Annotated in this window: 23 protein-coding genes, 2 tRNA genes and 1 other RNA gene; 3 read left to right on the top strand and 23 right to left on the bottom strand. The window is 38.6% G+C overall.

What is annotated here, in order from left to right; translation table 11 throughout:
- Positions 1-106 precede the first annotated feature (106 nt).
- Complete coding sequence (locus J2Y67_RS09560) at positions 107-514, top strand: LAGLIDADG family homing endonuclease (protein ID WP_310173262.1); 408 nt, start codon at positions 107-109, stop codon at positions 512-514.
- A 341-nt stretch (positions 515-855) separates the two neighbouring features.
- Here the strand turns inward: J2Y67_RS09560 and ssrA are convergent.
- From ssrA to J2Y67_RS09460, 20 genes are all read right to left on the bottom strand, one after another.
- Positions 856-1190, bottom strand: a transfer-messenger RNA (tmRNA) gene (gene ssrA, locus J2Y67_RS09555).
- Between the two features lie 158 nt (positions 1191-1348).
- Positions 1349-1816, bottom strand: coding sequence for an SsrA-binding protein SmpB (gene smpB / locus J2Y67_RS09550; RefSeq protein ID WP_310173260.1), 468 nt, complete (start codon positions 1814-1816; stop codon positions 1349-1351).
- 269 nt (positions 1817-2085) lie between these two features.
- Positions 2086-4437: a ribonuclease R gene (gene rnr / locus J2Y67_RS09545; RefSeq protein WP_310173258.1), complete on the bottom strand. Its 2352-nt coding sequence runs from the start codon at positions 4435-4437 to the stop codon at positions 2086-2088.
- Between the two features lie 25 nt (positions 4438-4462).
- Positions 4463-5209 carry an alpha/beta hydrolase gene (locus J2Y67_RS09540; protein WP_310173256.1) on the bottom strand — a complete coding sequence of 249 codons (747 nt, stop codon included), beginning with the start codon at positions 5207-5209 and terminating at the stop codon, positions 4463-4465.
- A 302-nt stretch (positions 5210-5511) separates the two neighbouring features.
- Positions 5512-5745 carry a preprotein translocase subunit SecG gene (secG, locus tag J2Y67_RS09535; protein WP_071354656.1) on the bottom strand — a complete coding sequence of 78 codons (234 nt, stop codon included), beginning with the start codon at positions 5743-5745 and terminating at the stop codon, positions 5512-5514.
- 155 nt (positions 5746-5900) lie between these two features.
- The gene (gene eno / locus J2Y67_RS09530) at positions 5901-7199 is read right to left on the bottom strand and encodes a phosphopyruvate hydratase (RefSeq protein ID WP_310173252.1); all 1299 of its coding nucleotides are present in this window, start codon (positions 7197-7199) and stop codon (positions 5901-5903) included.
- A gap of 24 nt (positions 7200-7223) precedes the next feature.
- Entirely contained in the window at positions 7224-8756 is a 1533-nt protein-coding gene (gene gpmI / locus J2Y67_RS09525; RefSeq protein ID WP_310173249.1) for a 2,3-bisphosphoglycerate-independent phosphoglycerate mutase, read from the bottom strand.
- Positions 8749-9510, bottom strand: a complete 762-nt coding sequence (tpiA, locus tag J2Y67_RS09520; RefSeq protein ID WP_310173247.1) for a triose-phosphate isomerase — start codon at positions 9508-9510, stop codon at positions 8749-8751. Before tpiA ends, gpmI begins: the two co-directional genes overlap by 8 nt.
- Positions 9511-9578: 68 nt before the next feature.
- Positions 9579-10763, bottom strand: coding sequence for a phosphoglycerate kinase (locus J2Y67_RS09515; protein WP_310173245.1), 1185 nt, complete (start codon positions 10761-10763; stop codon positions 9579-9581).
- 166 nt (positions 10764-10929) lie between these two features.
- The gene (gap, locus tag J2Y67_RS09510; protein ID WP_310173243.1) at positions 10930-11937 is read right to left on the bottom strand and encodes a type I glyceraldehyde-3-phosphate dehydrogenase; all 1008 of its coding nucleotides are present in this window, start codon (positions 11935-11937) and stop codon (positions 10930-10932) included.
- A gap of 48 nt (positions 11938-11985) precedes the next feature.
- Positions 11986-13008 (bottom strand): sugar-binding transcriptional regulator, encoded by a 1023-nt coding sequence (locus J2Y67_RS09505; protein WP_310173241.1) that lies wholly within the window; start codon positions 13006-13008, stop codon positions 11986-11988.
- 127 nt (positions 13009-13135) lie between these two features.
- Positions 13136-13390: a glutaredoxin family protein gene (locus tag J2Y67_RS09500; protein ID WP_310173239.1), complete on the bottom strand. Its 255-nt coding sequence runs from the start codon at positions 13388-13390 to the stop codon at positions 13136-13138.
- 85 nt (positions 13391-13475) lie between these two features.
- The gene (gene rpoN / locus J2Y67_RS09495) at positions 13476-14807 is read right to left on the bottom strand and encodes an RNA polymerase factor sigma-54 (protein ID WP_310173237.1); all 1332 of its coding nucleotides are present in this window, start codon (positions 14805-14807) and stop codon (positions 13476-13478) included.
- 233 nt (positions 14808-15040) lie between these two features.
- Positions 15041-15101 (bottom strand) — tRNA-Arg (locus J2Y67_RS09490).
- 94 nt (positions 15102-15195) lie between these two features.
- Positions 15196-15867, bottom strand: coding sequence for an ABC transporter ATP-binding protein (locus J2Y67_RS09485; protein ID WP_310173236.1), 672 nt, complete (start codon positions 15865-15867; stop codon positions 15196-15198).
- A 12-nt stretch (positions 15868-15879) separates the two neighbouring features.
- Positions 15880-17010: an ABC transporter permease gene (locus J2Y67_RS09480; RefSeq protein WP_310173234.1), complete on the bottom strand. Its 1131-nt coding sequence runs from the start codon at positions 17008-17010 to the stop codon at positions 15880-15882.
- Positions 17011-17018: 8 nt separating this feature from the next.
- Positions 17019-18314: an ABC transporter permease gene (locus tag J2Y67_RS09475; RefSeq protein ID WP_310173232.1), complete on the bottom strand. Its 1296-nt coding sequence runs from the start codon at positions 18312-18314 to the stop codon at positions 17019-17021.
- A 13-nt stretch (positions 18315-18327) separates the two neighbouring features.
- Entirely contained in the window at positions 18328-19416 is a 1089-nt protein-coding gene (locus J2Y67_RS09470) for a Fe-S-containing protein (protein ID WP_310173231.1), read from the bottom strand.
- A gap of 246 nt (positions 19417-19662) precedes the next feature.
- Positions 19663-20256, bottom strand: a complete 594-nt coding sequence (locus J2Y67_RS09465) for an iron transporter (protein WP_310173229.1) — start codon at positions 20254-20256, stop codon at positions 19663-19665.
- Positions 20256-21452 (bottom strand): FTR1 family iron permease, encoded by a 1197-nt coding sequence (locus tag J2Y67_RS09460; RefSeq protein ID WP_310173227.1) that lies wholly within the window; start codon positions 21450-21452, stop codon positions 20256-20258. Before J2Y67_RS09460 ends, J2Y67_RS09465 begins: the two co-directional genes overlap by 1 nt.
- Before the next feature lie 385 nt (positions 21453-21837).
- Between J2Y67_RS09460 and J2Y67_RS09455 the strand changes: the two genes are divergently transcribed.
- Positions 21838-22350: a DoxX family protein gene (locus tag J2Y67_RS09455; RefSeq protein ID WP_310173224.1), complete on the top strand. Its 513-nt coding sequence runs from the start codon at positions 21838-21840 to the stop codon at positions 22348-22350.
- Positions 22351-22479: 129 nt separating this feature from the next.
- On the opposite strand, the gene J2Y67_RS09450 is transcribed toward J2Y67_RS09455, so the two are convergent.
- Positions 22480-22551, bottom strand: a tRNA-Arg gene (locus J2Y67_RS09450).
- A gap of 202 nt (positions 22552-22753) precedes the next feature.
- On the opposite strand from J2Y67_RS09450, the gene clpP reads away from it, so the two are divergent.
- The gene (gene clpP, locus J2Y67_RS09445; protein WP_310173222.1) at positions 22754-23359 is read left to right on the top strand and encodes an ATP-dependent Clp endopeptidase proteolytic subunit ClpP; all 606 of its coding nucleotides are present in this window, start codon (positions 22754-22756) and stop codon (positions 23357-23359) included.
- Positions 23360-23401: 42 nt separating this feature from the next.
- Here the strand turns inward: clpP and J2Y67_RS09440 are convergent, their stop codons facing one another.
- On the bottom strand, positions 23402-24073 hold the full coding sequence (locus J2Y67_RS09440) for a hypothetical protein (protein ID WP_310173220.1): 672 nt from the start codon (positions 24071-24073) through the stop codon (positions 23402-23404).
- 109 nt (positions 24074-24182) lie between these two features.
- The gene (locus J2Y67_RS09435; protein WP_310173218.1) at positions 24183-24440 is read right to left on the bottom strand and encodes an HPr family phosphocarrier protein; all 258 of its coding nucleotides are present in this window, start codon (positions 24438-24440) and stop codon (positions 24183-24185) included.
- Between the last annotated feature and the right edge of the window lies 1 nt (position 24441).

Below are 24441 nucleotides of genomic sequence, written 5' to 3'. Positions count from 1 at the left end.
GTCTTAAAACTCATATTACTTTTAATTTATTTATTGAAAATTCATGGTAATAGTATTAACATTAAACAGAACAAGAGTTCGTATTTATAGAGGAGGAAGCACCATAATGGTAGGGTGGGAAGCTGCTTATGTTGCAGGTATAATTGATGGCGAAGGTTCTATTTCATTAACGAGAATGCATGAGAACGAACATAGGCGACCTTGTATTTCAATTGCATCAACAGATAGAGAACTATTAATTTATGTCCAAACTCTAACTAACGGAACAATTAATAACAAAAAAAACTATAATCCAGAACGGCATAAAAATTCTTTTACACTAACTATAAAGAAAAAAGAGGACGTTTTATCCATTCTAAGTTACATATCCCCGTATCTAAGAGTGGATAAAAAACGAAGAAGGGCACAATGGATACTCAAGAATTATGAAAACGTTACCCCTAGGAATGGAAAGTACAACACAGAATTGTTGGCTAAGAAAATAGACTTTGAGGAAAAATTTTTTGAAATATAAAAAAGACCAGCATTCTTTATGCTAGTCTTGTTATCCACCTTATGTATGGTGGAGACGGCGGGACGTGCGTTTCCATGCTTTCGTCATGGCACTGACTATATCTTGAACCTGCATTTCAAACAGGTCCTCCGGCGTCTTATGCGAACCATAAATTTACCTTTCAGGTGAGGTTTCGCATCCTAGTACTACCAACTAATCATGGCAGCCTATGAGTCGATACACGGCTGTTGGATTGCTCCACATACCGCTCGGCATTGCCCTATCGCATTTTATTGCGACTTAGGTTTCACCGATAAAGCCGGATTATCACTTATGTGTTACCACACAAGGCGACTAATTACTAATCGAACCCGCGTCCAAAGATATCGGCACTTAAGCTTCTACGAGTGTAGTCGACATATTGGCGCTTCGCTGATCCATATGCCTGTCGACAGGCGTCCGGTCAGCTAGCCTGGTTGTTCTCTTCCTTCATCCTCAGGCGGTGGAATCCGGCGTAGCCCACTTAGAGTGAGTCCCTTACCCTACCACATGGGCAATGGAGGGAGGAACCGCTATGCAGTATTAAGCTGCGAAAGCGAGGTTGTTGTTAGTTTTGCCAGTTATGGCTTTGACGTTTTAACGAGGCCGATCCCCTCGACTCGCAACCTAAGCTCAAACTACCCCTGTCGAATCCGTAGCGTCCCCATTATAAAATATGCTTAAAATCTGGTTAAGATTTTAGCTAAGACGTTCGGGTGCTCAACATTTAGTTATGAGCAAAAGTTTCCGTCGCTCCTTAGCGACAAACTTATTATAACACATTGTGCGGATTTTTCAATTGTAAGTATTTGTAAGTTACATTTTTTGTCGTTCGCGGAATGCCCGTTCAATTTCACGCTTCGCTTCTTTTTGCTTCAAGGACTCACGCTTATCATAATTTTTCTTACCCTTTGCCAGACCAATTAAAACCTTACAAAAGCCATTTTTTAAATAAAGTTTTAATGGAACAAGTGCATAGCCAGCTTCCTTTGTTTCACCAATAAGCTTATTGATTTCGCGTTTATGAAGCAATAGTTTGCGGGTTCTTAACGGATCATGGTTAAAACGATTCCCTTGCTCATAAGGACTGACATGCATCCCGAAAAGAATAGCTTCGCCATTTTGAATTCTAGCGTATGAATCCTTTAGGTTTACTTTACCCGCACGGATCGACTTGATTTCTGTTCCTTGCAAAACGATGCCGGCTTCGTATGTTTCTTCTATAAAATAGTCATGATATGCTTTTTTGTTCTGCGCAACAACTTTTCCTTCACCTTTTGGCATGTTCTCACCTCTATTTCCTTTAAATTGTAGCAGAATTTGGGGGTCTGTACAATTGAAACAGGTATTTTGGCGTGGTTTAACAACCTTTTGAAAATTTATCTGCGGAAAATCTACTTTTATCTGCGTTACCAGACGTTTTATCTGCGATAAATTAGACTTTATCTGCGTAACTGACACTTTTATCTGCGATACCTTTTTTATACCAATTTATATTAAAAAAAGGCTATCAAAAAGGCATATACCTTCCTTTTTTGACAGCCTCCAATAAATTATCTTCTCTTTTTCCGCTTCGTACTTTTGTTTTTCGGCACATTTTCGTAGAATTTGCGCTTCTTTTTCGACTTGGAACCATTGCCGCCTTGGCCGCCCTCACCGGACCTTTGATTACGGTCTCCCTGCTGCTTGTTTCGACGAGGTTTATTGGTATCACTGCCGGTCTTAAAGACCTTCGGCGCTTCTGACCGTTCGCGGCGTGGTGTACCCTTCATCCCGACGATTTCAAAATCAATCGAGCGCTCCTCTTTATTGACCTTTACAACTCGAACCGTGATTTCGTCGCCAATACGGAATACATTACCGGTGCGTTCGCCAATCATCGCATAGTGGCGTTCGTCGAAGCGGTAATAATCATCCGTCATATAGCTGACATGGACAAGTCCTTCAATTGTATTCGGAAGCTCAACAAACATCCCAAAATTGGTGACGGAGCTGATAATCCCATCATACTCAACGCCAATTTTGTCCTCCATGTACTCCGCTTTCTTCAATTCATCCGTTTCCCGCTCCGCATCAACGGCACGGCGTTCCATTCTTGAGGAATGGGCTGCGATTTCCGGCAGCTGCGCATTCCATTTTTCCCTTGTCGCCTCATCCAGCTTGCCTTCAATCAAATACGTGCGGATTAAACGGTGCACAATCGTATCAGGATAACGACGAATTGGTGAGGTAAAATGGGTATAAAATTCAGTCGACAGCCCAAAGTGGCCTAAGCTTTCCGGATCATACTTCGCCTGTTGCATCGAGCGTAGCATCACCGTTGAAATAACCATTTCCTCCGGCTTACCCTGAACTTCTTCTATAATTTCCTGAAGGGCTCTAGGGTGAACTTCATTGGCCGTACCTTTTACAATATAGCCGAAGTTTGTGATAAACTCGAAAAATTTCCGCAGCTTATCTTCCTTTGGATCCTCGTGGATACGGTAAATGAACGGAACTTCCATCCAATGAAAATGTTCTGCGACCGTTTCATTTGCCGCAAGCATAAATTCTTCAATTAATCGCTCAGCAACTGAACGCTCACGGAGAATCACATCGGTCGGATTTCCTTCCTCATCTACTAAGACCTTCGATTCTTTAAAATCAAAATCGATGGCGCCCCGCTTCATTCTTTTATTGCGTAAAATCGCAGCCAGTTCTTCCATCAACTCAAACATCGGCACGAGCGGTTCATAACGTTTTCTGGTTTCCTCATCTTTGTCAATCAAAATCCGATTGACATCATAATAGGTCATGCGCTCAGTTGTCTTGATGACACTTTGAAAAATTTCATGATCGACCACTTGACCTTCCGAAGTAATTTCCATGTTACAGGAGAGAACTAAGCGGTCCACTTTTGGATTCAACGAACAAATCCCGTTTGAAAGCCGGTGCGGAATCATCGGAATCACCCGGTCTACTAAATAAACACTTGTCGCCCTGTCCTCAGCTTCCACATCAATAGGTGAGCCTTCTTTCACATAATAGCTGACATCGGCAATATGTACTCCAAGCTTGTAGTTTCCATTTTCAAGTTTCGTCACCGTTACAGCATCATCAAGGTCCTTTGCGTCCGCCCCATCAATCGTTACAATGGTCTCATTCCGTAAATCGCGTCGATTCGCAAGTTCACTCTCATCAATCTTATCTGGTGTTTCATTTGCCTGCTGCAAGACATCATCTGGAAAGGCCATTGGCAAGCCATGCTTGTGAATAATTGAGAGAATATCCACTCCCGGGTCATTTTTATGCCCAAGAATTTCAATGACTTCCCCTTCTGCACTTTTTCGCCCTTCTGGATAGGTAGTCAATTTTACCACTACCTTATGACCTTCCACTGCACCTTTTGAAGCAGCTTTTGGGATGAAAATATCACTGGCAAATTTTTTATCATCCGGAATCACGAAACCGAAACTTTTGCTTTCTACATAGGTTCCAACCATTTGCTGGATACCTCGTTCAATAATCCGGATAATGCTGCCTTCCCGGCGCTGGCCCGAGCTTTCTGATGATACGCGGGCTAAAACGGTATCGCCGTGCATGGCCGTATTTGTTTCGTTTGGAGGAATAAAAATATCGTCCATCCCCGGTTCATCCGGAATCACAAAGGCAAAACCCTTCGCATGACCAGTTAACTTTCCACGGATCAGGTTCATTTTTTCCGGTAAGCCGTATCGGTTACTTCGGGTCCGAACAACTAATCCTTTTTCCTCCATTTGGACTAATGCCTTTACAAACTCTTTAAAATCGCTGGAATCCTGAATTCCAAATGCAGCTTCAAGTTCTTGTACCGTCAACGGTTTATAGGCCTCGTCCTTCATATAATGCAAAAGCTTATCAATGTGCTTTTGAATATTATCTTCCAAGCAAATCCCTCCTTTTCGGGTGCTTTTAATCGTTCCATTCTAGTGTTTCTAAAAATGCATAAACGTCTTCATGAAGCTGTTCTTTCTCTTGATCAAGGGTAATCACATGTCCGGATTCTTCATACCATTTAATTTGCTTTTGAACAGATTCGATGTTGTTGTAAAGGATGTTGGCGCTATCTGTGTTGATCATATTGTCATGGCGAGCTTGAACCACAAAGGTTGGGGCATAAATTAAATCAACATGCTCCCGAACATTTGAAATTAACTCTTGAAGTGACCTTAATGTTTGCATTGGTGTTTTTGCAAACTCGTTCATTTCCAATTCGATTTGTTCCTCTGTTTTTCCTTCTCGTTTTTTAAATTCGCGGGCATATTCTAAAACTCCCTGATACATAACCTCTTCACTTTTAATATACATTGGCGCACACATGGTTACGATTCCTTTTATAGGTACAGTGTAACCCATTTTTAAGGAAAATACCCCGCCAAGGGAGAGACCGGCAACCGCAATTTCCTCATGTCCTTTATTTTTTAAAAATTCATAGCCGTTCAGTACGTCCTGCCACCAATCTTTAGGTCCTGTATGGACAAGCTCCTCCGGAGGAACCCCGTGTCCTTTATAGTGTGGGGCATGGCAAGTATAGCCCTTTTTTTCAAGAAAACGGCCTAGCATCCGCACATCGGAGGAATTCCCGGTGAAACCATGTAGCAAGAGAACGGCTCTTTTTCCTCCTTCAAAGGTAAATGGCTTTGGTGTTGTAATTCTCATGTAAAAAACTCCTTCTAATTTCCTTTAGCTTATCTTAGTTTAAGCAATGGGGTGGGGAACATTCCAGAAAAAAGGCTTGCAGTGATGGTCTAGATGGTGATTTTTTAAGATATCAACATACTTTTGCAATATATCAACATATTTTGGATAGATATCAACACACTTTTCGGTTATATCGACATATTTTAAAAGATATCAACACACTTTTTAAATTTATCAACACATTTCCAACGGATATCAACCATTTTGCACATAACCACAAAAAAACCCGGCAATTCCAGCCGGGTTTTGAGCATTCATCATTAGACTTTAAAGTACGTAACGGCAACAGCTAGTACAAAAAATAGCACAGATAAAATGACGGTAATACGGTGTAGGATTAGATCGATACCACGTGCTTTTTGCTTACCGAATAGTGATTCAGCACCACCAGAAATGGCACCGGATAAACCTGCGCTTTTTCCTGATTGAAGTAAAACAACGGCAATAAGTCCGATACTTACGATTACTAATAAGATTACGACTAATGTATGCATAAGGCCACCTCCAGACGTACATCACAGTATCTTAAATTTATCATATTATTTCCTTTTTCACAATAGAGTTGTTGTGACAGCTTTTAGGAAATTCCGTCTGCATGACCGACTGCAAAAGGCACCCATTAACAAATGAGTGCCTTTGACAAAAATGCTTACTTGCTTAAGTTATAAAAAGATTTAATTCCGTTAAACTTAGCAGTTTCACCTAATTGGTCTTCAATGCGAAGCAATTGGTTATATTTTGCGATACGGTCTGTACGAGATGGTGCACCTGTTTTGATTTGGCCAGCATTTGTTGCTACTGCAATATCAGCAATTGTGCTGTCTTCAGTTTCACCAGAACGGTGAGAGATAACGGCAGTGTAACCAGCGCGTTTTGCCATTTCAATCGCATCAAAAGTTTCAGTTAGAGTACCGATTTGGTTCACTTTAATTAGGATAGAGTTACCGATTCCTTTTTCAATACCCTCAGCAAGCTTCTTCGTATTAGTTACGAATAAGTCATCACCAACTAATTGAACTTTTTTGCCAAGACGTTCTGTTAAAAGTTTGTGACCTTCCCAGTCGTTTTCGTCTAAACCATCTTCGATTGAGATGATTGGGTATTTGGATGCAAGCTCTTCGTACCAATCAACCATTTCAGCAGAAGTTTTCACAACACCTTCACCTGCAAGATGGTATTTACCATCTTCTTTGTTGTAGAACTCAGAAGATGCAGCATCCATGGCTAACATAACTTCTTCACCTGGCTTGTAACCAGATTTTTCGATTGCTTCAACAATTGTTTGAAGTGCTTCTTCGTTAGAGCCTAGGTTTGGTGCAAATCCACCCTCGTCTCCAACAGCTGTGTTAAGACCTTTGCCTTTAAGAACAGCTTTTAAATTGTGGAAAATTTCAGCACCCATACGAAGTGCTTCTTTAAAGCTTGGAGCACCTACAGGCATGATCATGAATTCTTGAATATCCACGTTGTTATCCGCATGCTCTCCGCCGTTTACGATGTTCATCATTGGCACTGGAAGCTGCTTGGAGTTGAAACCGCCAAGGTATTGGTATAAAGGAACATCTAAGTAGTCAGCTGCAGCATGGGCAACGGCCATGGATACACCAAGAATCGCGTTTGCGCCCAATTTGCCTTTGTTTTCAGTTCCGTCCAACTCGATTAAAGCCTGGTCAACACCAACTTGATCAAGGACGCTGAACTCTTCTCCAACTAGGAATGGAGCGATAATTTCATTTACATTTTCAACAGCTTTTAATACACCTTTACCAAGGTAACGACCTTTGTCACCATCGCGAAGTTCAACTGCTTCGTATTCACCTGTAGAAGCACCACTTGGTACTAATGCGCGACCAAATGCGCCGGATTCAGTGAAAACTTCAACTTCAACAGTAGGGTTACCGCGGGAATCTAAAACTTCACGTGCATAAACATCAACAATAAATGGCATTTGTATCTCTCCTTGAAATCTAAATTATTTAATTAATGTTTTTCCTGTCATCTCAGCTGGTTTTTGTACACCTAATAAATCTAACACGGTTGGGGCCAAATCGCCAAGTATTCCATCTTCACGCAATTGGGCACCTGGTATTGTTACAATTACAGGAACCGGATTGGTTGTGTGGGCTGTCATTGGCTCGCCTTCAAGTGTGATCACTTCATCCGCATTTCCGTGATCGGCAGTAATAATCGCTTTTCCACCTTTTTCAAGGATTAAATCAACAATTTTTCCTAAGCACTCGTCGACTGTTTCAATCGCCTTAACTGTTGGCTCTAGCATTCCTGAATGGCCAACCATGTCAGGATTAGCAAAGTTAAGAAGAATTGCATCAAATTTATCTGCTTGAATTTCCTTTAAAAGTGCATCAGTTACTTCATATGCGCTCATTTCAGGTTTCAAATCATAGGTGGCTACCTTAGGGGAGTTAATTAAAATCCGGTCTTCCCCCGGGAATTTATTCTCACGGCCGCCGCTCATAAAGAACGTCACATGTGGATATTTCTCCGTTTCAGCAATTCGCAATTGCTTCAAGCCATTTTGGGATAATACTTCACCAAGGGTATTATCAAGGTTTGATGGTTTAAAGGCCACATAACCATCAACTGATTCACTAAAATGAGTCAAGCAGACGAAGAATAAATCTTTCGGATGCTTTGGTCCTCGGTCAAAATCACGGAAATCTTCATTGGTGAATGTGTTCGAAATTTGAATGGCACGGTCAGGTCGGAAATTATAGAAAATGACTGCATCATTGTCCTGAATCGTTGCCACAGGTTGTCCATCTTCTTTTGTAATTACAGATGGGATAACGAATTCGTCGAAAATGCCATGTTCATATGAATCCTTCACAACATCCAGTGGATTTGTATACGAAGGACCTTCTCCATATACCATTGAACGGTAGGATTTTTCAACCCGCTCCCAGCGCTTATCACGGTCCATTGAATAATATCTTCCTGAGATGGTCGCAAATTCGCCGACACCATACTCCATCATTTTATCCAGTGTCTCTTGAATATATGTTGCCGCTGTTTTTGGTCCAACATCACGTCCGTCTAAGAAGGCATGAACGTAAACTTTTTCGATCCCTTCATCGGCAGCCAGCTTTAACAATGCAAACATATGATTAATATGGCTGTGAACACCGCCATCTGAAAGTAACCCAAACAAATGCAGGCTTGTACCATGTTCTTTTACGTGTTCCATTGCACCAGTGAAGGTTTCATTTTTTTCAAATTCTCCTTCTCGAATCGCAATATTCACACGGGTTAAGCTTTGATAAACAATCCGGCCGGCACCGATATTCAAATGCCCGACTTCTGAGTTCCCCATTTGTCCTTCAGGAAGACCTACGGCTTCACCTGAAGCTGTTAGATGAGAATGCGGAAATGTTTCCCAATAACGATCAAAGTTTGGCTTTTTCGCATGATAAACGGCATTCCCTTTGTGTTCATCACGGCAACCAAAGCCGTCCAAAATAATCAGAGCAACAGGAGATTTACTCATTGCTTCCTGCCTCCAATAACTGCAGGAATGATTGTACTTCAAGACTTGCTCCGCCTACTAATGCTCCATCGATATCAGGCTGTGCCATGTATTCTTTAATATTTCCAGGCTTCACGCTGCCGCCATATTGAATTCTTACTGCATTTGCAACATCCTCAGAGAATTGCTTTACAATTACCTGACGAATATGAGCACATACTTCGTTTGCATCTTCTGATGTAGAAGATTTGCCTGTGCCAATCGCCCAGATCGGCTCATAAGCAATAATGGTTTGTTTAACTTGATCATCTGTTAAACCAGCTAGTGCTTTTTCAATCTGTCCTCCGACAAGATTCATCGTTTCGCCGTTTTCACGCTGTTCTAGCGTTTCACCGCAACATACGATTGGTGTTAAATTGTAATTGAATGCTGCAAGAACTTTTTTATTCACAGATTCATCCGTTTCATTGAACATCTCACGGCGTTCGGAATGTCCGATAATCACATATTGAACCCCTAAATCGGCAAGTGCTTTCGGACTGATTTCACCTGTAAAAGCTCCGCTTTCTTCAAAATGCATGTTTTGAGCACCAATTTTTACATCGCTGCCTTTGACAGCTTCCACTAAGCTTTGTAAAAATAACGCAGGTGCACAGATGACAGATTCAATTTTGTCTTGTGCAGGAACTAATGTTTTTACTTCTTCTGCAAAGCTTTTTGCTTCTGAAAGTGTTTTGTGCATTTTCCAGTTGCCTGCAATGATTGGTTTACGCATGTTGACACATCCTTTCTCCTTTTAGAAAAGAAGTAATTTGTTAATATATAATTTTTGGGGCTTAAATCTTATTTATTATTTAATGCCACTACCCCAGGTAACGCTTTTCCTTCCATAAACTCAAGTGAAGCACCGCCGCCTGTGGAGATATGGCTCATTTTATCAGCCAAATGGAACTTTTCTACTGCCGCTGCAGAGTCGCCGCCGCCAATAACAGAATAGGTACCCTCTGCTTCCGCAAGAGCTTCCGCAACTGCTTTAGTTCCTTCGGCAAATTTGTCCATTTCGAACACACCCATCGGTCCGTTCCAAATGACTAATTTGGAATTTCGAATGACATCACGGTAGATTTCCGCTGTTTTTGGACCAATATCAAGTGCCTGCCAATCAGCAGGAATGGCATCAATGGCTACGACCTTTGAATTCGCATCGGCTGAAAAATCATCTGCAATAATGGCATCAACCGGCATGTAGAAATTAACGCCTTTTTCTTTTGCTTTTTCGATAAAGGATTTCGCTAAGTCAATTTTATCTTCTTCAAGAAGCGACTTACCAATTTCATATCCTTTTGCTTTCACAAATGTATAAGCAAGGCCGCCACCAATGATTAAGTTATCTACATTTTCTAATAGATTTTCAATCACGCCGATTTTATCCTTTACCTTTGCACCACCGATAATGGCTGTAAATGGACGTTCCGGATTAGAAAGAGCTTTTCCAAGAACCTCTAACTCTTTTTCCATTAAAAATCCAGCAACAGCAGGAAGATGGTGGGCCACACCTTCTGTCGAAGCATGTGCTCTATGGGCTGCGCCAAATGCATCGTTTACATACACATCTGCAAGTTCTGCAAATGCTTTTGCAAGCTCCGGATCATTCTTCTCTTCACCAGGATAAAAACGAACGTTTTCAAGAAGAAGAACATCTCCCTCATTCATCGTTCCAATCAAAGCTTTTACTGAATCACCATGCGCTTCATCCGCAATTTTAACATCTTTGCCAAGCAATTCCGCAAGGCGCTTTCCAACTGGTGCAAGACGCATTTCTTCTACTACTTTCCCTTTTGGACGACCGAAGTGACTGGCTAAAATAACCTTTGCCCCTTGTTTCATTAAATACTGAATGGTTGGCAATGCCGCACGAATCCGTGTTTCATCGGTAATTTTGCCTTCTTGCATCGGAACATTAAAATCCACCCGGCAAAAAACACGTTTTCCCTTTACATCCACATCTTTTAATGATTTCTTGTTCATGAAAAGGACCTCCTTAATATGTACTTCGAATAACGATTAATGGTACATCCATTTACATTAAAAAAAGGAGGGGGAATCTTCCCCACTCCCCTTTGTCACACCATTTCCCATTATAGACTGCCTTCGGCGTTTTTGCCAATCCCGTCCAATCGAAAATGTTCTATGATTAAAGTCCTTTTTGAGCGATGTAATCTACTAAATCAACAACACGGTTAGAGTATCCAACTTCGTTATCGTACCAAGAAAGTACTTTAACCATATTTCCTTCAAGAACCATTGTTGATAATGCATCAATAGTAGATGAAACAGTTGCACCATTGTAATCGCTAGAAACCAATGGAAGTTCGCTGTAAGCTAAGATTCCTTTTAATGGACCTTCAGCAGCTTCTTTTAACGCTGCATTTACTTCATCAACTGTTACATCTTTTTCTAATTCTGCAACTAGGTCAACAACAGAAACGTTTGGAGTTGGAACACGCATAGCCATACCATTTAATTTCCCTTTAAGCTCTGGTAAAACTAAAGAAACAGCTTTAGCAGCACCAGTAGATGTTGGAATCATATTTTCAGCAGCTGCACGGGCACGACGGTAGTCTTTATGTGGTAAATCAAGAATTTGTTGGTCATTTGTATAGGAGTGAACAGTTGTCATCATACCGCGTTTGATGCCAAATGTATCGTTTAATACCTTTGCAAATGGTGCAAGACAGTTTGTTGTACAAGAAGCATTTGATAATACATGATGGTTAGCCGCATCATATTTATCTTCGTTTACACCCATAACGATTGTGATATCTTCGTTAGATGCTGGAGCAGAGATGATTACTTTCTTAGCACCTGCTTCAAGGTGTTTTGCAGCATCTTCACGTTTTGTAAAGCGGCCTGTAGATTCAACCACTACTTCAACACCAAGATCTCCCCAACCAAGTTGTGCAGGGTCGCGCTCAGCGATTACTTTTACTTTTTGTCCACCAACTACTAAGTATTCACCATCAACGGTTACATCCTCAGAAAGAGTTCCGTGAACAGTATCATATTTTAAAAGATGTGCTAACATATTAGCATCTGTTAAGTCATTGATTGCTACGATTTCGATATTTGAATTGTTTAATGCCGCACGGAAAACATTCCGTCCAATACGACCAAATCCGTTAATTCCTACTTTTACTGTCATGATAATTTCCTCCTTTAATTGGTTAAGGATATTTATATTCAAAAGGATTTACCCTTTTAATAACTGTCTTGCCGCACCCTCATCCGTAATGAAGATCGTGGATGCCGGGGCCTGCTTCATATAGGCTCGAATTGCCTTAACTTTTGATGCACCGCCGGCTACTGCAATGATATCTGGAATGCGATTCAAGTCACCGAGTTGGATCCCAATAGTAAATACCTTGTGTACAATATCACCCGACTCGTTAAAATAATAACCGAACGCTTCGCCAACAGCTTTTCCCTCTTCAATTTTCCCCAGGATTTCGGAGCTTGATTTTCTCCGCTCAGCCATTGTCATAGCGTCCCCAATCCCATGAAGAACCATGCTCGCCGATTGGATTAACTCTAAAACCTCATGAATTCCAGGTTCTTTAATCAGTGACTCATAAATCTCCGGGCTAACCTGATCAGGCACATAAAATACACGATGCTTCGCCTTCATGTTTGCCGCCATAATTGAGCAAACGGTATTGGCTTGGTTGTGTACATCCTCACCAACACCACCCCGTGCCGGAACAAATAAAATCTCTTTTGAGTCCGCTTCCGGCGAAAGTTCATCGGCAATTGCCGCCATTGAGGAACCGCCGGTCACAGCGATAATATTTTTTCCTCCAAGATGTTTTTTCATGTAAGAGGCACTTGCCTTACCAAGGTCCCTTTTCACCATCGGAGATTCATCGCTATCACCTGGGACAATAATGACGTTTTTAATACCCAGACGATGCTTTAATTCCAATTCCATCACATCAATGCCTTTTAGTTCACGCATGAGTCCTTCCAAATCTTCAAGTAAATTTTTTCCGTCAGATGTTAGGCTCATTCCCACATTATTGGAGAATATTAAATTTTGATCCTTCAAAAAATCTACTTCACTTCGGAGGATTCTCTCCGTATACCCAAGGCTCACGGCTAAGCTTCTTCTTCCGACAGGCTGCATGAATCCGATGTATCTTAGGATATGATGTCTTTTCTGCAGCACTTGTAGAATATCAGGAACTAACCTTTTTTGGATGTCGATGATTGATTGCATGTGCACATGCTCCTTAATATAGTATGTAGTTGGTCACAAAACGTCCACCTATGACATATTATGTCCCGCTACATCCAAAAAAAATCACTCCTTTATTGTAACAGGAGTGAATCATAATTTCAACTGGTTAAGATTCAGATTTTTCTTGCAAACGTTTACTTATATCAAATTTATCAACATAGCCAAACCCAACTTCTTCACCATCAATATGAACAACTGGAATCATTAAGCCATATCGTTCCGTTAATTCATCACTTTCCTCTATATCGATTTCTTTTAAAGAAAATCTCCAATTTCCTTTAAGTTCCAATAAGGTATTTTTTGCTTTATCACATAATGGGCAGCGTTTTCTTGTATATAATGTGACGAGAATTTGTTTCATGTTTTGCTCCTTTTAATTTGGCTGTGCTGATTTGCACTCCAGGTGTTTCACTTTCCGCGGGCGGTTCGGTGAGCCTCCACAGCATTCAATTAAAACGTTTTCGTTTGGAGGATGAAGGGATTCCTAGTTGTTCACGATATTTCGCAATGGTTCGTCTCGACACGACCATCCCCTCAGCAGTTTTTAACTGTTCCACAATTTCTTGATCTGAAAGTGGTTTTTGCTTATCTTCTTGTTTAATCATTGAGGAAATTGCTTTTTTTACGAGTGTTGAAGACGTATTTTCGTTAGATGTAGTTTGGATGGTACTCGTAAAAAATGATTTTAACGGAAAAGTTCCAATCGGTGTTTGGACATATTTTTCACGAACAGCACGGCTGACAGTGGATTCATGAATTTCAAGCTCACTTGCAATATCCTTCATCGTCATTGGCAATAAATAGTTTGGCCCCTTTTGGAAAAAAATCACTTGTTTTTCTAAAATTTTCGCCACTACTTTTGTTAATGTTTCTTTCCTTTGTTCAATGCTTTTCATAATCCATTGATAGTCTTGCATTTTATCCTGTAAAAACCGGGCAACACTTGGATCTTGCCCTTGAATGCCAGAAAATTTCTTGTAATAGCCATCATTAAACGAAAGCCTTGGCAGGGAGTCATTACACATCCGAATCGTATACTCGTCCCCATTCCGTTCGATGATGACATCAGGAATTACATAAGTAGTATCCTCGTGCCCTAAAAGTGCCCCCGGTTTAGGATTGAGGAATTGTATGATATCAAATACATCCTGAATATCCTTTAGTGATACCTGAAGCTCTTTTGCGATCTGTTTCCACTTCTTATCCGCAAAGGGAACAAAGTAATCGGAAATGATTTTATGCGCCAATTCTTCATCAGGATATTCCCATTCTATTTGAATCAGTAAACACTCTTGAAGGTTCCTGGCGCCAATTCCAACCGGTTCAAGTGTTTGAAGGATGAGTAAGCATTCTTCTACAAGATTTTCAGGAACTTTCAACGCTTTTGCCATATCAGTCAGGCCGCTTGTTAAGTAACCGTTTTCATCAATGTTATGAATAAGATGACGGATTGTTTTTAATTGCTCCGGTGTAAGAGTTTTTAAGTTTAATTGGGAAATTAATTGATTTTCAAGTGAATTGCCAGTTTTTCCGGCAATTTGTTCAATCCAGTCTTTTTCTGCTTTTTGAGACTTTTTCCGGTTACGGTCGATCAACGGATTCATCGGTTGAACATTCCCATTTTCAATCTGCATTAGGGGATTTTCAAGCGCCTTATTTTCCAAAAAAGCAGTCAGTTCCTGTGCAGAGTACTGTAAAAGCGCAATAGCCTGGGAGAGCTCCTGCGTCATGGTTAATTTTAACGTTTGCTGTTGCCATAAACCCGCCTTTAAGTTCATTCCAATCCCCCCATAATTCTATTTTACATGATAGAAGAGATTTGGTGTATGGCAAGAAATTGGCAGATGGAACTGTTTTTTCAATTGGATTGCGAAGAATACAGGGTTTATAAGGAGTTTAAGAGGTTCAGTTATTTTTTGAAGGTTATATAATTTCAGATTTTTCGAACGAAAAAGTTTTATAAAAAATAAAAACCCCCTGTCGTTTATAGAACAGGAGGCTTTTATGATGCCCTCGGCAGGAATCGAACCCACATCTCAAGAACCGGAATCTTACGTGCTATCCGTTGCACCAAGAAGTTGTCCAACAGAAAGTTCGAAAAAACGCCACAACGTACTTACCGAAGGCAGTGTGAAATAACTCCTGATTTAGCAATTCCACAAGTTATTATGCATAAATTGTATTCACGATAACTTTAATAATTCTCCCATATTCAAACATGACAGTTCTTTGGGCATTCTCGGCCACTTCTTTATCATGTGTTACCATAATGATTGTATGGCCTTCTTGATGCAATTGGCGAAAAACGTTCATGATGATTTGCTCATTTTCATCATCCAAATTTCCAGTTGGTTCATCCGCAATTATTATGGCTGGATAATTAATGAGGGCTCTTGCAATACAGACTCTTTGCTGTTCTCCACCTGAAAGCTGACTAGGGAGATGGTGGAGCCGATCACCAAGGCCGACGCGATTCAACGCAGCAATTGCTTCTTTTTCATCATGAATACTATGATAATATTGAGCTAACATTACATTTTCAAGGGCTGTTAAATGAGGAATAAGGTGGAATTGTTGAAAAACAAGACCTATTGTTTCCCTTCGTAATTCAGTTAATTGCTTCTTATTTAATTGGGATGTTTCGATTCCATTTATTTTTATAGAACCTTTTGATGGCGTATCCATACAGCCAATAATATTCAGCAGTGTACTTTTTCCAGAGCCGGAGGGACCCATGATGGCAACCCATTCTCCTTTACTTACACTTAACTGCATCTCCTTTAGAACATGAAGATTTCCATAATTTTTTGAAACGTTATTAATTTCGAGAATATTCATCTCTTTGCCTCCTCAATTTCCCTTCAACACTATAGCAGGGTCTACTTCCATTATTCTTCTAACTGGGAAAAAGAATGAGATCCCTACAATAATTACAGCTAGAATATAAGTCCATGGGATGATGATAAATTGAAAGGCAATATCGGCTTGGAAAACACTTCTTCCTATTAATTGTGCAATATAATAGGAAGCAATAATTCCAAAGGAGCTGCCAATGATGCTTATCATCATACCTTCAGCAAGAAATTCAAAAAGCAATAGCTTATTCGATGCTCCTAAGGCTTTTTTTAAGCCTACTTCTTTTCTTCTCTCATTAATCATACTAATCATTGTTGTCGTTAATGTAAGGATTGTAATAATAAAAATAATGATGCCAATTAAGCGAATTAATTTTTGAATTTTTGAAAGCATTTTTTCTTCAGATTTTCCCATTTGTTTTATTGGCTCTACTTTTATATCTGAAACAGATGCTTGTAATTTCTGTGCTTCCTTCTCAAGGTCAGAACCCTTATTTTGTAGACTTATGAAAACAATATCTGCTGTTTGTTTTTTTGTAATATTTTCCGCTAACCCTAAATTTACAAAAATTTGATTATCTTCCTTACCACCGGAGGAAACAATTCCTTTTACCCGTATTGGATACACCTTTTTATTTGAATAGGACATTTTAATGATTGAACCTGGTTTCACATCAAATTTTTTTGCTACATTAATTCCTATCATTGCTTCCTTTATATTTTTTCTATCCCTAATCCAACCACCATCAACACTCCAATATGGGCTGACATTTTTCATCTGATCGAGCCACGTTCCAACTAAAACAATTGATTTTTTCTCTAACTCTATAACCGAATATTGCATTGGAGCTATGCCTACTAGTTTATTTTTTGGTAAATTCAAATGAATTTTTTCTACTTTATCGATATTCATTTTTGTTATTTGATTAGATGGAGATACAAGAATATTAGCTCCAAAGACCCGAAACTCTTTACCCATTTTGTCATTTATATCGTAGTAAATATTTACTAAACCACCAATCACACTTGTCCCTAACACAATAGCCAGTAATGCTACAATTGTTGGTATTTTTCTATAAAATAACGCACGAGTAACTAGCTTAAGAAACAATTTAAATTTATGCACTTTTCCCTCTACCTCCCTTGGAGAACACCGACGGGGTCAAGCTTAATAATTTTCCTAATTGTTGGGTAGCTTCCTACCGATGTCATAATGATTGAAAGTAATAGAATTAATGGCAATCCAATTAATTTAATCTTAATAACTGTTCCAAAAATGCTTTGACCCATAAATTGTGTAATGAGAATCCCGATTCCATATCCTGCAATTCCTCCGATGATGCCGCTAATCATGGCTTCACAAATAAAAAGTAACACAACAGAATATTCTGTAGCCCCTATGGCCTTCATTAAGGCTATTTCCCTTCCCCGCTCAGAAATTTTACTATACATTAGACTCATAATTCCTAGCGCCGAACTGATAATAGCCGCAATAGAAATAATGAACATCATAAACTTAATTTTGTTTAAAATAACTCCCTCAGATTGGGCAATTTGCCTAATTGGTTTTGCAACAGATCCCTTCATTTCTTCTTCAATCTGATAGGCAATGGAACTTGCATAGGCGGTGCAATACCATGTTTCGTATTCTTTTTCACTTAAGTATGAAGGATTTTCTGCTGCCTTTCTTGCTTTTTCAGTTTCGGGAACAGTTAAAGCACTAACCTCAGCACTACTGATTTTTCCAGGGAGTCCTAATATTTTCTGCATCGAAGCTAAAGGAACGAAAATAGTCTCATCATCTTCTCCTCCGGCTTCAATAATGCCAACGACTTGAAATGCAACTAGTTTCGAGCCATTTAAAGTATTTGTTTCTATCCTAATACTATTACCTTTTGTAATGTTTAATTCGTCAGCTAATTGTTTTCCAACAATAATTTCTTTACTTCCAATACCTTGTTCAGGCCATTTACCATTCAACTTCCACCACGATTTCATGGTAGCAAGTCCAACCGTTGTGGAATTTTTATCATCTTGGTTGATATTTTTTTTAAACCAAGTACCTTTTAAATGAACAGACTTTTTAGATTCAAGTTTTCCTGTTGTCTCAAGATAAGGTACAAAGTCGAGGATATTATTTGCCCAAAATATTTTTTTAAGTTGATTTAAATCCTTTTCTTGAAGAAATGCTTGGTCCCCTAAAGGATTTATTTTTAATCCGTCCATTTCTACTGGAATAGTATCCATTTTTGGTTCAACTGTAATATTGGCACCATATGATTTTAATTCTTCATTCATCTTATCCCCGAAATCTAAAGAAAAATTTATCATAAAGGAAGCAAGGGAAGCTCCAAATGCCACCGTTAAAATTATCAGAAGTTTATCTTTAAAACTCCTTGTAAAAGTTTTATAAAGTAAACGTAAAAACAACTAGGATCACCCCTTATTGAAACAAGGATTTCGATTTTTCTAACTCGGATACAGGAATATCTAATTGTCCATTACTTTGATTTTCATACGTCATTGGGATGGGATTGCATCCGCCTGTAAAACCAATCGTATTGACATTAACAACAGAATTGCACTTTTTACATATAATTTGATTCCCTTTTTGAAAGTAACCCGCAACCCCACAAATGGCACATGCATCAAGTGCTACACCATAATTTTCATCTGTTTTGCCAACTACCATAAAACGTGCTTGAGTCTGATCAGGAAATATATATGAAAAAATGTTTAAACCCTTTTCTTCATGTAACATTTCATGCGTAATATGGATGTGTCCATATTGGGCAGTGACTTCCATTGGTGGATTTGTCATAACCTCTTTTTCTTGTATAATTTTTACATTAGCAAGGAAAGTAAAAAAGACGATTTGAATGCTGACAAAACTATAAAACCAGCGCCTTAATTTCCTTGATTTTGCTATCGACTTTCGTTTTTCAGCTGGATTAACAAAGTTTTCATCCTTAACTTTCAAATAGTGATATATCAAAAAAGAGGAATACAATAAAAACAAAATAATTGATGACGTTAAAACATAGAAAAAATAGTCCTTATGATTTACTACTGGAGCAAGAATTTCAAGAGCCCACATTGTAAGAGGCAAAATCTGCAAGCTAAATAACAATTGCGCAAGTTCTGTTAACTCCTTAAAAAAGAGAATAAGAGATTGAAAAAAGAACATAAATAAAGTAAGGTGAATACTTATTTTTGATCCTACAAGTTTTAGTCCAAGTGCCATTAGATAAAGACATATAACAGATAAAATAGTTAACGCTATTTTTCCAATCCATTCAGAGTTCATTCCATTGACTATTGATAATTGGGGAATTGCAGATAAAAGGATAAATTCAAACCGTACTAACATAAAGGCGAACGCGAAAAGAAAAAGTATGGTTTTCCCACCCTTTTCTTTTTTCTTTGTGTATTGAAAAATGACCCAAATGATGCACAAAACAATGGCCAAAAACAAGAGTCCATTTTCTATTACATCCATGAGTTCCATTCTAACTAAATATTTTTTTATCAAATAAAGGAAAAGAGCTGAAATTCCGCCAAAGATGCTTCCATAAAAAAGATAAGGTATTAATCTTTGAAGGTTACGTAACTGCAAAATATTAGTCAAAAGTATGACAATAAAGAGAAATTCAATACCTGTCTTAATAAGGAAAGATAAGAATTCTAACATCAACTTTTCATATCCTTTCGTAGGAAGAAAAACGCAAGCGCCTTTCTTTATTACTCAAAAAAGGCAAGAAAGCTCTTGCCTTTTTAATTATTTCTTTGGCATATAAGGGAATTCCCAATCCACTTCAATTGGCTTTGTCCAGAATTTTCCTTCTACTCCACTACCTTTATCCACATGGAGTAAGTAGTTTTGCTTTTCTGGTGATTCAATCGATAAAGATAGTTTATATTTTCCCGCGCCTAACATTTTTACATTTGAACCATAATGTGGTCCATCCGCAGCATTCATTGGCATGAATGTCCCTGATGTCTCTTGACCACTATCCACGTTCTTTAATTTATAGTTGACGGTTAAGAACGGCATCCACTCTCCTGCACCAAAACCAGTTTTATTATCTTTTGTTGCTTTAATATCTGCTTCTAGGTGAACATCTGCCTCATTTGGTTGTAATCCTGCTTTTTCAGGAGGGTACATTTCTGCTGCTTCAAAGTAAACTGCAGCAATATCCATCCCTTCCTTCTCAACTGAATCTCCGACAGGTATTTCTTTAACTGCTTTTCCATGTGCATTTTGGGTTGCATGATCTGATTGGGAAGTGGTTTTACTTGTATTTGTAGCACCACAACCAGCCAATAAAATAATCAAACTTATTAAAGTTGTTACAAGATAGCCATTTTTCATCACTGTTCTGCTCCTTTATTGAATGTATTAATCGTTGTTTTCTTTTTCCTGAATAAGATTGCTAAAATCATGGCTAATATTATGAAGGATTGAATCCCAATACCTTCCCAGCTTGGATAAATCCCCAATGTTCCACTAACTGGAAATCCCGAAATCGTAGAATTACTAAAAAGCCCTCCTGCTTGTAATTCTTTCATCCCTTCTCCTGCAAAGATAAACGCAAGAACATAAAGAAGGATTCCTGAAAGAATGAAAAATGGTCTTAATGGTAATCTGGTGCTCGTAAACCGAATGATGAAGAAAAGAATAATCAGAACAACAGCCCCAGCAATAAAGCCTAGCCATACAGGTGTGGTTTCCCCAGGTGAATCCGCAAGTAATGCTTGGTAGAACAAAACGGTTTCAGCCCCCTCACGATATACTGCAAGGAAAACAGCAAACCAAAGCATTAATCTTTTTCTATTTGTAAGAGAATCTTTGATCTTTCCTTCAATGTATTGTTTCCATCGTTTTGGGTCTGCATTTCTGAACATCCAGTATCCCATTGAAAATAAGAACGCAGTTGCAATGAACAATATCGTCCCTTCCATTACTTCCTGGGCTCTACCGCTTACATGAATAAGTGTTTGAAATAGGTATGCTGTTATAAAACTTGCCAGGATGGCAATAACTGTACTTTGGTACACTTCCTTAACCCTGCTAATGTTCCCAGATTTAATGAGAAAGGCGACGATTGCAGAAATAACTAAAATGGCTTCTAAACCTTCCCGCACGATGATTAAGAAGGAATAGAACCATAGCCCTCTAGAACCCTGCTCTGCTTTTAGCAAAATATTTTTATCAGTCTTTAACATTTCCATTAAGTCATCCACATCTTGTTGGATTGTCTTAATGTCTTCTCCTGCAACCATTTTCTTTTTAATCCCGTTAAATTGGAATTCTATTTCCGCTGCACGCTTTGATGAAATATTAATTCGGATGGCCTGCTCCATTTTATCGCTCTCAAAGGGCCCAAAATAAGCCTCGTTAACCCATTCTTTTGCTTTTGTCTTATTGCCTTCTTCATATTCATCCATTGCTTTATTCAAGAATCCATTAATATCTGAAACTACTCCATCCCAAGAACCTGCTGCGGATACTTGATGGGAAATTAACATAAAACAAATCAGCAATGGGACGATAATCCACTTCTTCATTTTCTCACCTCACAGTCGATAATGATAATCAATATCATTTAATTTTTCATTTTAATTTTACTATTGCAGCTTTTTATAATCCACATAATTTTATGACAATATTGTGACAAAAACTTGCAGTCATTTTTGGTAGAAACAACCGAAACGGTATTGTCACCTGAAAATCCCCTCACACAGTCCTTTAAAATTGATAACACTTTAATTAGTTTCAACTATTATTTTCTAATTACATTAGAATAGTTCTCATTCCTAATAATACTTCTGAATAAGAATATTTACTTAATTTCATTTATTTTCAATTTTCTTATTGACTGTAATAAAAAAATAAACGATAATGACAATCGTTATCAATGATAATTATTATCAATTGAACAGGAGGTTAATTATGTTTAATCAATTTTTAAGAGAAAACCGTTACGTATCATTCATTCTTACTGTAATTCGACTCTATCTTGGATGGGAGTGGCTAAATGCTGGCTTAGGAAAAATCTCCAGTGGAAAATTTGATGCTAGTGGCTTTTTATATGGAGCATTAAAAAATATGTCTGGTGAACACCCTGCTGTTCAACCTTGGTGGGGAAGTTTTTTAAATGATGTTGCAATTCCAAACGTTGAGCTTTTTAATGTAATGATTCCTTGGGGAGAATTTTTAGTGGGTCTCGGATTAATTTTGGGAATTTTCACTTCATTTTCTATTCTAATGGGACTTACAATGAACTTTGCTTATATGTTATCAGGAACAACAAGTACAAATCCCCAAATGGTTTTATTAGGCATGTTTATTCTTGTGGCAGGAATGAATGCTGGAAAAATCGGTTTGGACCGTTGGACAATTCCGGTAATAAGAAAATTGATATATAAAAAAGCTGAAAATCAACATATTGCGAAAAGTGCTTAATGAAAATGGGCCTTCTTCTAGTTCGAGGGGCCCTTTCTATGCTATTTTGAAATATTTAGCAGTCTAGGAAATAAAAAAATTTCCCGCGATAAATTCGCAGGAAATCCTTAATATTACTAAATGTATTTACGCCCTCGGCAGGAATCGAACCCACATCTCAAGAACCGGAATCTTACGTGCTATCCGTTGCACCACGAGGGCAAATATTAGCGACTTACCTATTATATGCGATATCGCACCTAAATGCAAGGGAAAAACAGGTTTAAATTTAGGAGAGATGGAAATGATGAAGGAAGGAAAGTTGTCGAACAATTTTACAATCGAAATGTTTGACCTTTATTGACCATCAGTGTATGATAACAGTACATAAGTTTTAAATTTTATACTTAAAGGAGGAAGAAAAATGAATTTGATTCCTACAGTTATTGAACAAACAAACAGAGGGGAAAGAGCCTATGACATCTATTCCCGCTTGTTAAAAGACCGGATCATTATGCTTGGCAGTGCAATTGATGACAATGTCTCAAACTCCATTGTTGCCCAATTATTATTCCTTGAAGCAGAAAATCCTGAAAAGGACATCACCCTTTACATCAACAGCCCTGGCGGAAGCATCACTGCCGGAATGGCCATTTTTGATACGATGCAATATATTAAGCCAAATGTATCAACTGTATGTATTGGGATGGCTGCTTCCATGGGTGCCTTCTTACTTGCTGCAGGGGAAAAAGGCAAGCGTTTCGCCCTTCCAAATGCAGAAGTCATGATCCACCAGCCACTTGGCGGCGCCCAAGGACAGGCGACGGAGATTGAAATCGCTGCAAAACGAATTTTATTCCTTCGCGATAAATTAAATGGAATTCTAGCAGAACGTACAGGCCAACCGCTTGAAGTGATCGCCAAGGATACAGACCGCGATAATTTCATGACTGCCGATAGAGCAAAAGAATACGGGTTAATCGACAAAATTATTACTCGTAATTTATTAGATGAAAAGAATAAAAAATAATATTTAAAGCAACCAGCTTTTGGGCTGGTTGCTTTTTTAAGGTTATAAAAGAGTTCTTTTTTGGACTGTTTTTCGGTCTTTACAGGGTTTTTTGTCTATAAAACCTCTTTTTTTAGACAGTTCTTCGGCCTCAACGGATTTTTTGTCTATAAAACCTCTTTTTTTAGACAATTCTTCAGCCTCAACGGGTTTTTTGTCTATAAAACCTCTTTTTTTAGACAATTCTTCGGCCTCAACGGATTTTTTGTCTATAAAACCTCTTTTTTTAGACAATTCTTCGGCCCCAACGGATTTTTTGTCTATAAAACCTCTTTTTTTAGACAGTTCTTCGGCCTCAACGGATTTTTTGTCTATAAAACCTCTTTTTTTAGACAATTCTTCAGCCTCAACGGGTTTTTTGTCTATAAAACCTCTTTTTTTAGACAATTCTTCGGCCTCAACGGATTTTTTGTCTATAAAACCTCTTTTTTTAGACAATTCTTCAGCCTCAACGGGTTTTTTGTCTATAAAACCTCTTTTTTTAGACAATTCTTCGGCCTCAACGGATTTTTTGTCTATAAAACCTCTTTTTTTAGACAATTCTTCAGCCTCAACGGGTTTTTTGTCTATAAAACCTCTTTTTTTAGACAGTTCTTCGGCCTCAACGGATTTTTTGTCTATAAAACCTCTTTTTTTAGACAATTCTTCGGCCTCAACGGGTTTTCTGTCTATCAAACCTCTTTTTTTAGACAGTTCTTCGGCCCCAACGGATTTTTTGTCTATAAAAAACCTCTCTTTTAAGAAAAAAAGGGTTTGGCCACTCAGCGGCCGAACCCTTACTTACTTAATGTTCATTTTCTACAAATTCAGTTAATGTTGTAATGGCCTTTTCTTCATCGGTTCCATCAGCAATGATATTAATGACCACCCCTGAACCGACGGCAAGACTCATCAGCCCCATGATACTTTTAGCATTTACTTTTTTGCCATCTTTTTCAAGAAAAACATCTGCAGAAAATCGGTTAGCCTCCTGAACAAATAAAGCTGCTGGTCGGGCTTGAAGACCGGTTTTCAATTTTACCTCCACTTTTCTTTCCAACATT

This window comes from Neobacillus niacini, assembly GCF_031456445.1.
Lineage (GTDB): Bacteria > Bacillota > Bacilli > Bacillales > Cytobacillaceae > Neobacillus > Neobacillus niacini_I.
The sequence above is the reverse complement of the archived record's forward strand: the minus strand, read 5'-3'. Positions and strand labels throughout refer to the sequence as shown.

Excerpts from the sequence above, each read along its gene's own strand:
- J2Y67_RS09560 (WP_310173262.1), top strand. The coding sequence starts at position 107 with ATGGTAGGGTGGGAAGCTGCTTATGTTGCAGGTATAATTGATGGCGAA.
- smpB (WP_310173260.1), bottom strand. The coding sequence starts at position 1,816 with ATGCCAAAAGGTGAAGGAAAAGTTGTTGCGCAGAACAAAAAAGCATAT.
- J2Y67_RS09540 (WP_310173256.1), bottom strand. The coding sequence starts at position 5,209 with ATGAGAATTACAACACCAAAGCCATTTACCTTTGAAGGAGGAAAAAGA.
- secG (WP_071354656.1), bottom strand. The coding sequence starts at position 5,745 with ATGCATACATTAGTCGTAATCTTATTAGTAATCGTAAGTATCGGACTT.
- eno (WP_310173252.1), bottom strand. The coding sequence starts at position 7,199 with ATGCCATTTATTGTTGATGTTTATGCACGTGAAGTTTTAGATTCCCGC.
- gpmI (WP_310173249.1), bottom strand. The coding sequence starts at position 8,756 with ATGAGTAAATCTCCTGTTGCTCTGATTATTTTGGACGGCTTTGGTTGC.
- tpiA (WP_310173247.1), bottom strand. The coding sequence starts at position 9,510 with ATGCGTAAACCAATCATTGCAGGCAACTGGAAAATGCACAAAACACTT.
- J2Y67_RS09515 (WP_310173245.1), bottom strand. The coding sequence starts at position 10,763 with ATGAACAAGAAATCATTAAAAGATGTGGATGTAAAGGGAAAACGTGTT.
- gap (WP_310173243.1), bottom strand. The coding sequence starts at position 11,937 with ATGACAGTAAAAGTAGGAATTAACGGATTTGGTCGTATTGGACGGAAT.
- J2Y67_RS09505 (WP_310173241.1), bottom strand. The coding sequence starts at position 13,008 with ATGCAATCAATCATCGACATCCAAAAAAGGTTAGTTCCTGATATTCTA.
- J2Y67_RS09500 (WP_310173239.1), bottom strand. The coding sequence starts at position 13,390 with ATGAAACAAATTCTCGTCACATTATATACAAGAAAACGCTGCCCATTA.
- rpoN (WP_310173237.1), bottom strand. The coding sequence starts at position 14,807 with ATGAACTTAAAGGCGGGTTTATGGCAACAGCAAACGTTAAAATTAACC.
- J2Y67_RS09485 (WP_310173236.1), bottom strand. The coding sequence starts at position 15,867 with ATGAATATTCTCGAAATTAATAACGTTTCAAAAAATTATGGAAATCTT.
- J2Y67_RS09465 (WP_310173229.1), bottom strand. The coding sequence starts at position 20,256 with ATGAAAAATGGCTATCTTGTAACAACTTTAATAAGTTTGATTATTTTA.
- J2Y67_RS09460 (WP_310173227.1), bottom strand. The coding sequence starts at position 21,452 with ATGAAGAAGTGGATTATCGTCCCATTGCTGATTTGTTTTATGTTAATT.
- J2Y67_RS09455 (WP_310173224.1), top strand. The coding sequence starts at position 21,838 with ATGTTTAATCAATTTTTAAGAGAAAACCGTTACGTATCATTCATTCTT.
- clpP (WP_310173222.1), top strand. The coding sequence starts at position 22,754 with ATGAATTTGATTCCTACAGTTATTGAACAAACAAACAGAGGGGAAAGA.
- J2Y67_RS09435 (WP_310173218.1), bottom strand. The coding sequence starts at position 24,440 with ATGTTGGAAAGAAAAGTGGAGGTAAAATTGAAAACCGGTCTTCAAGCC.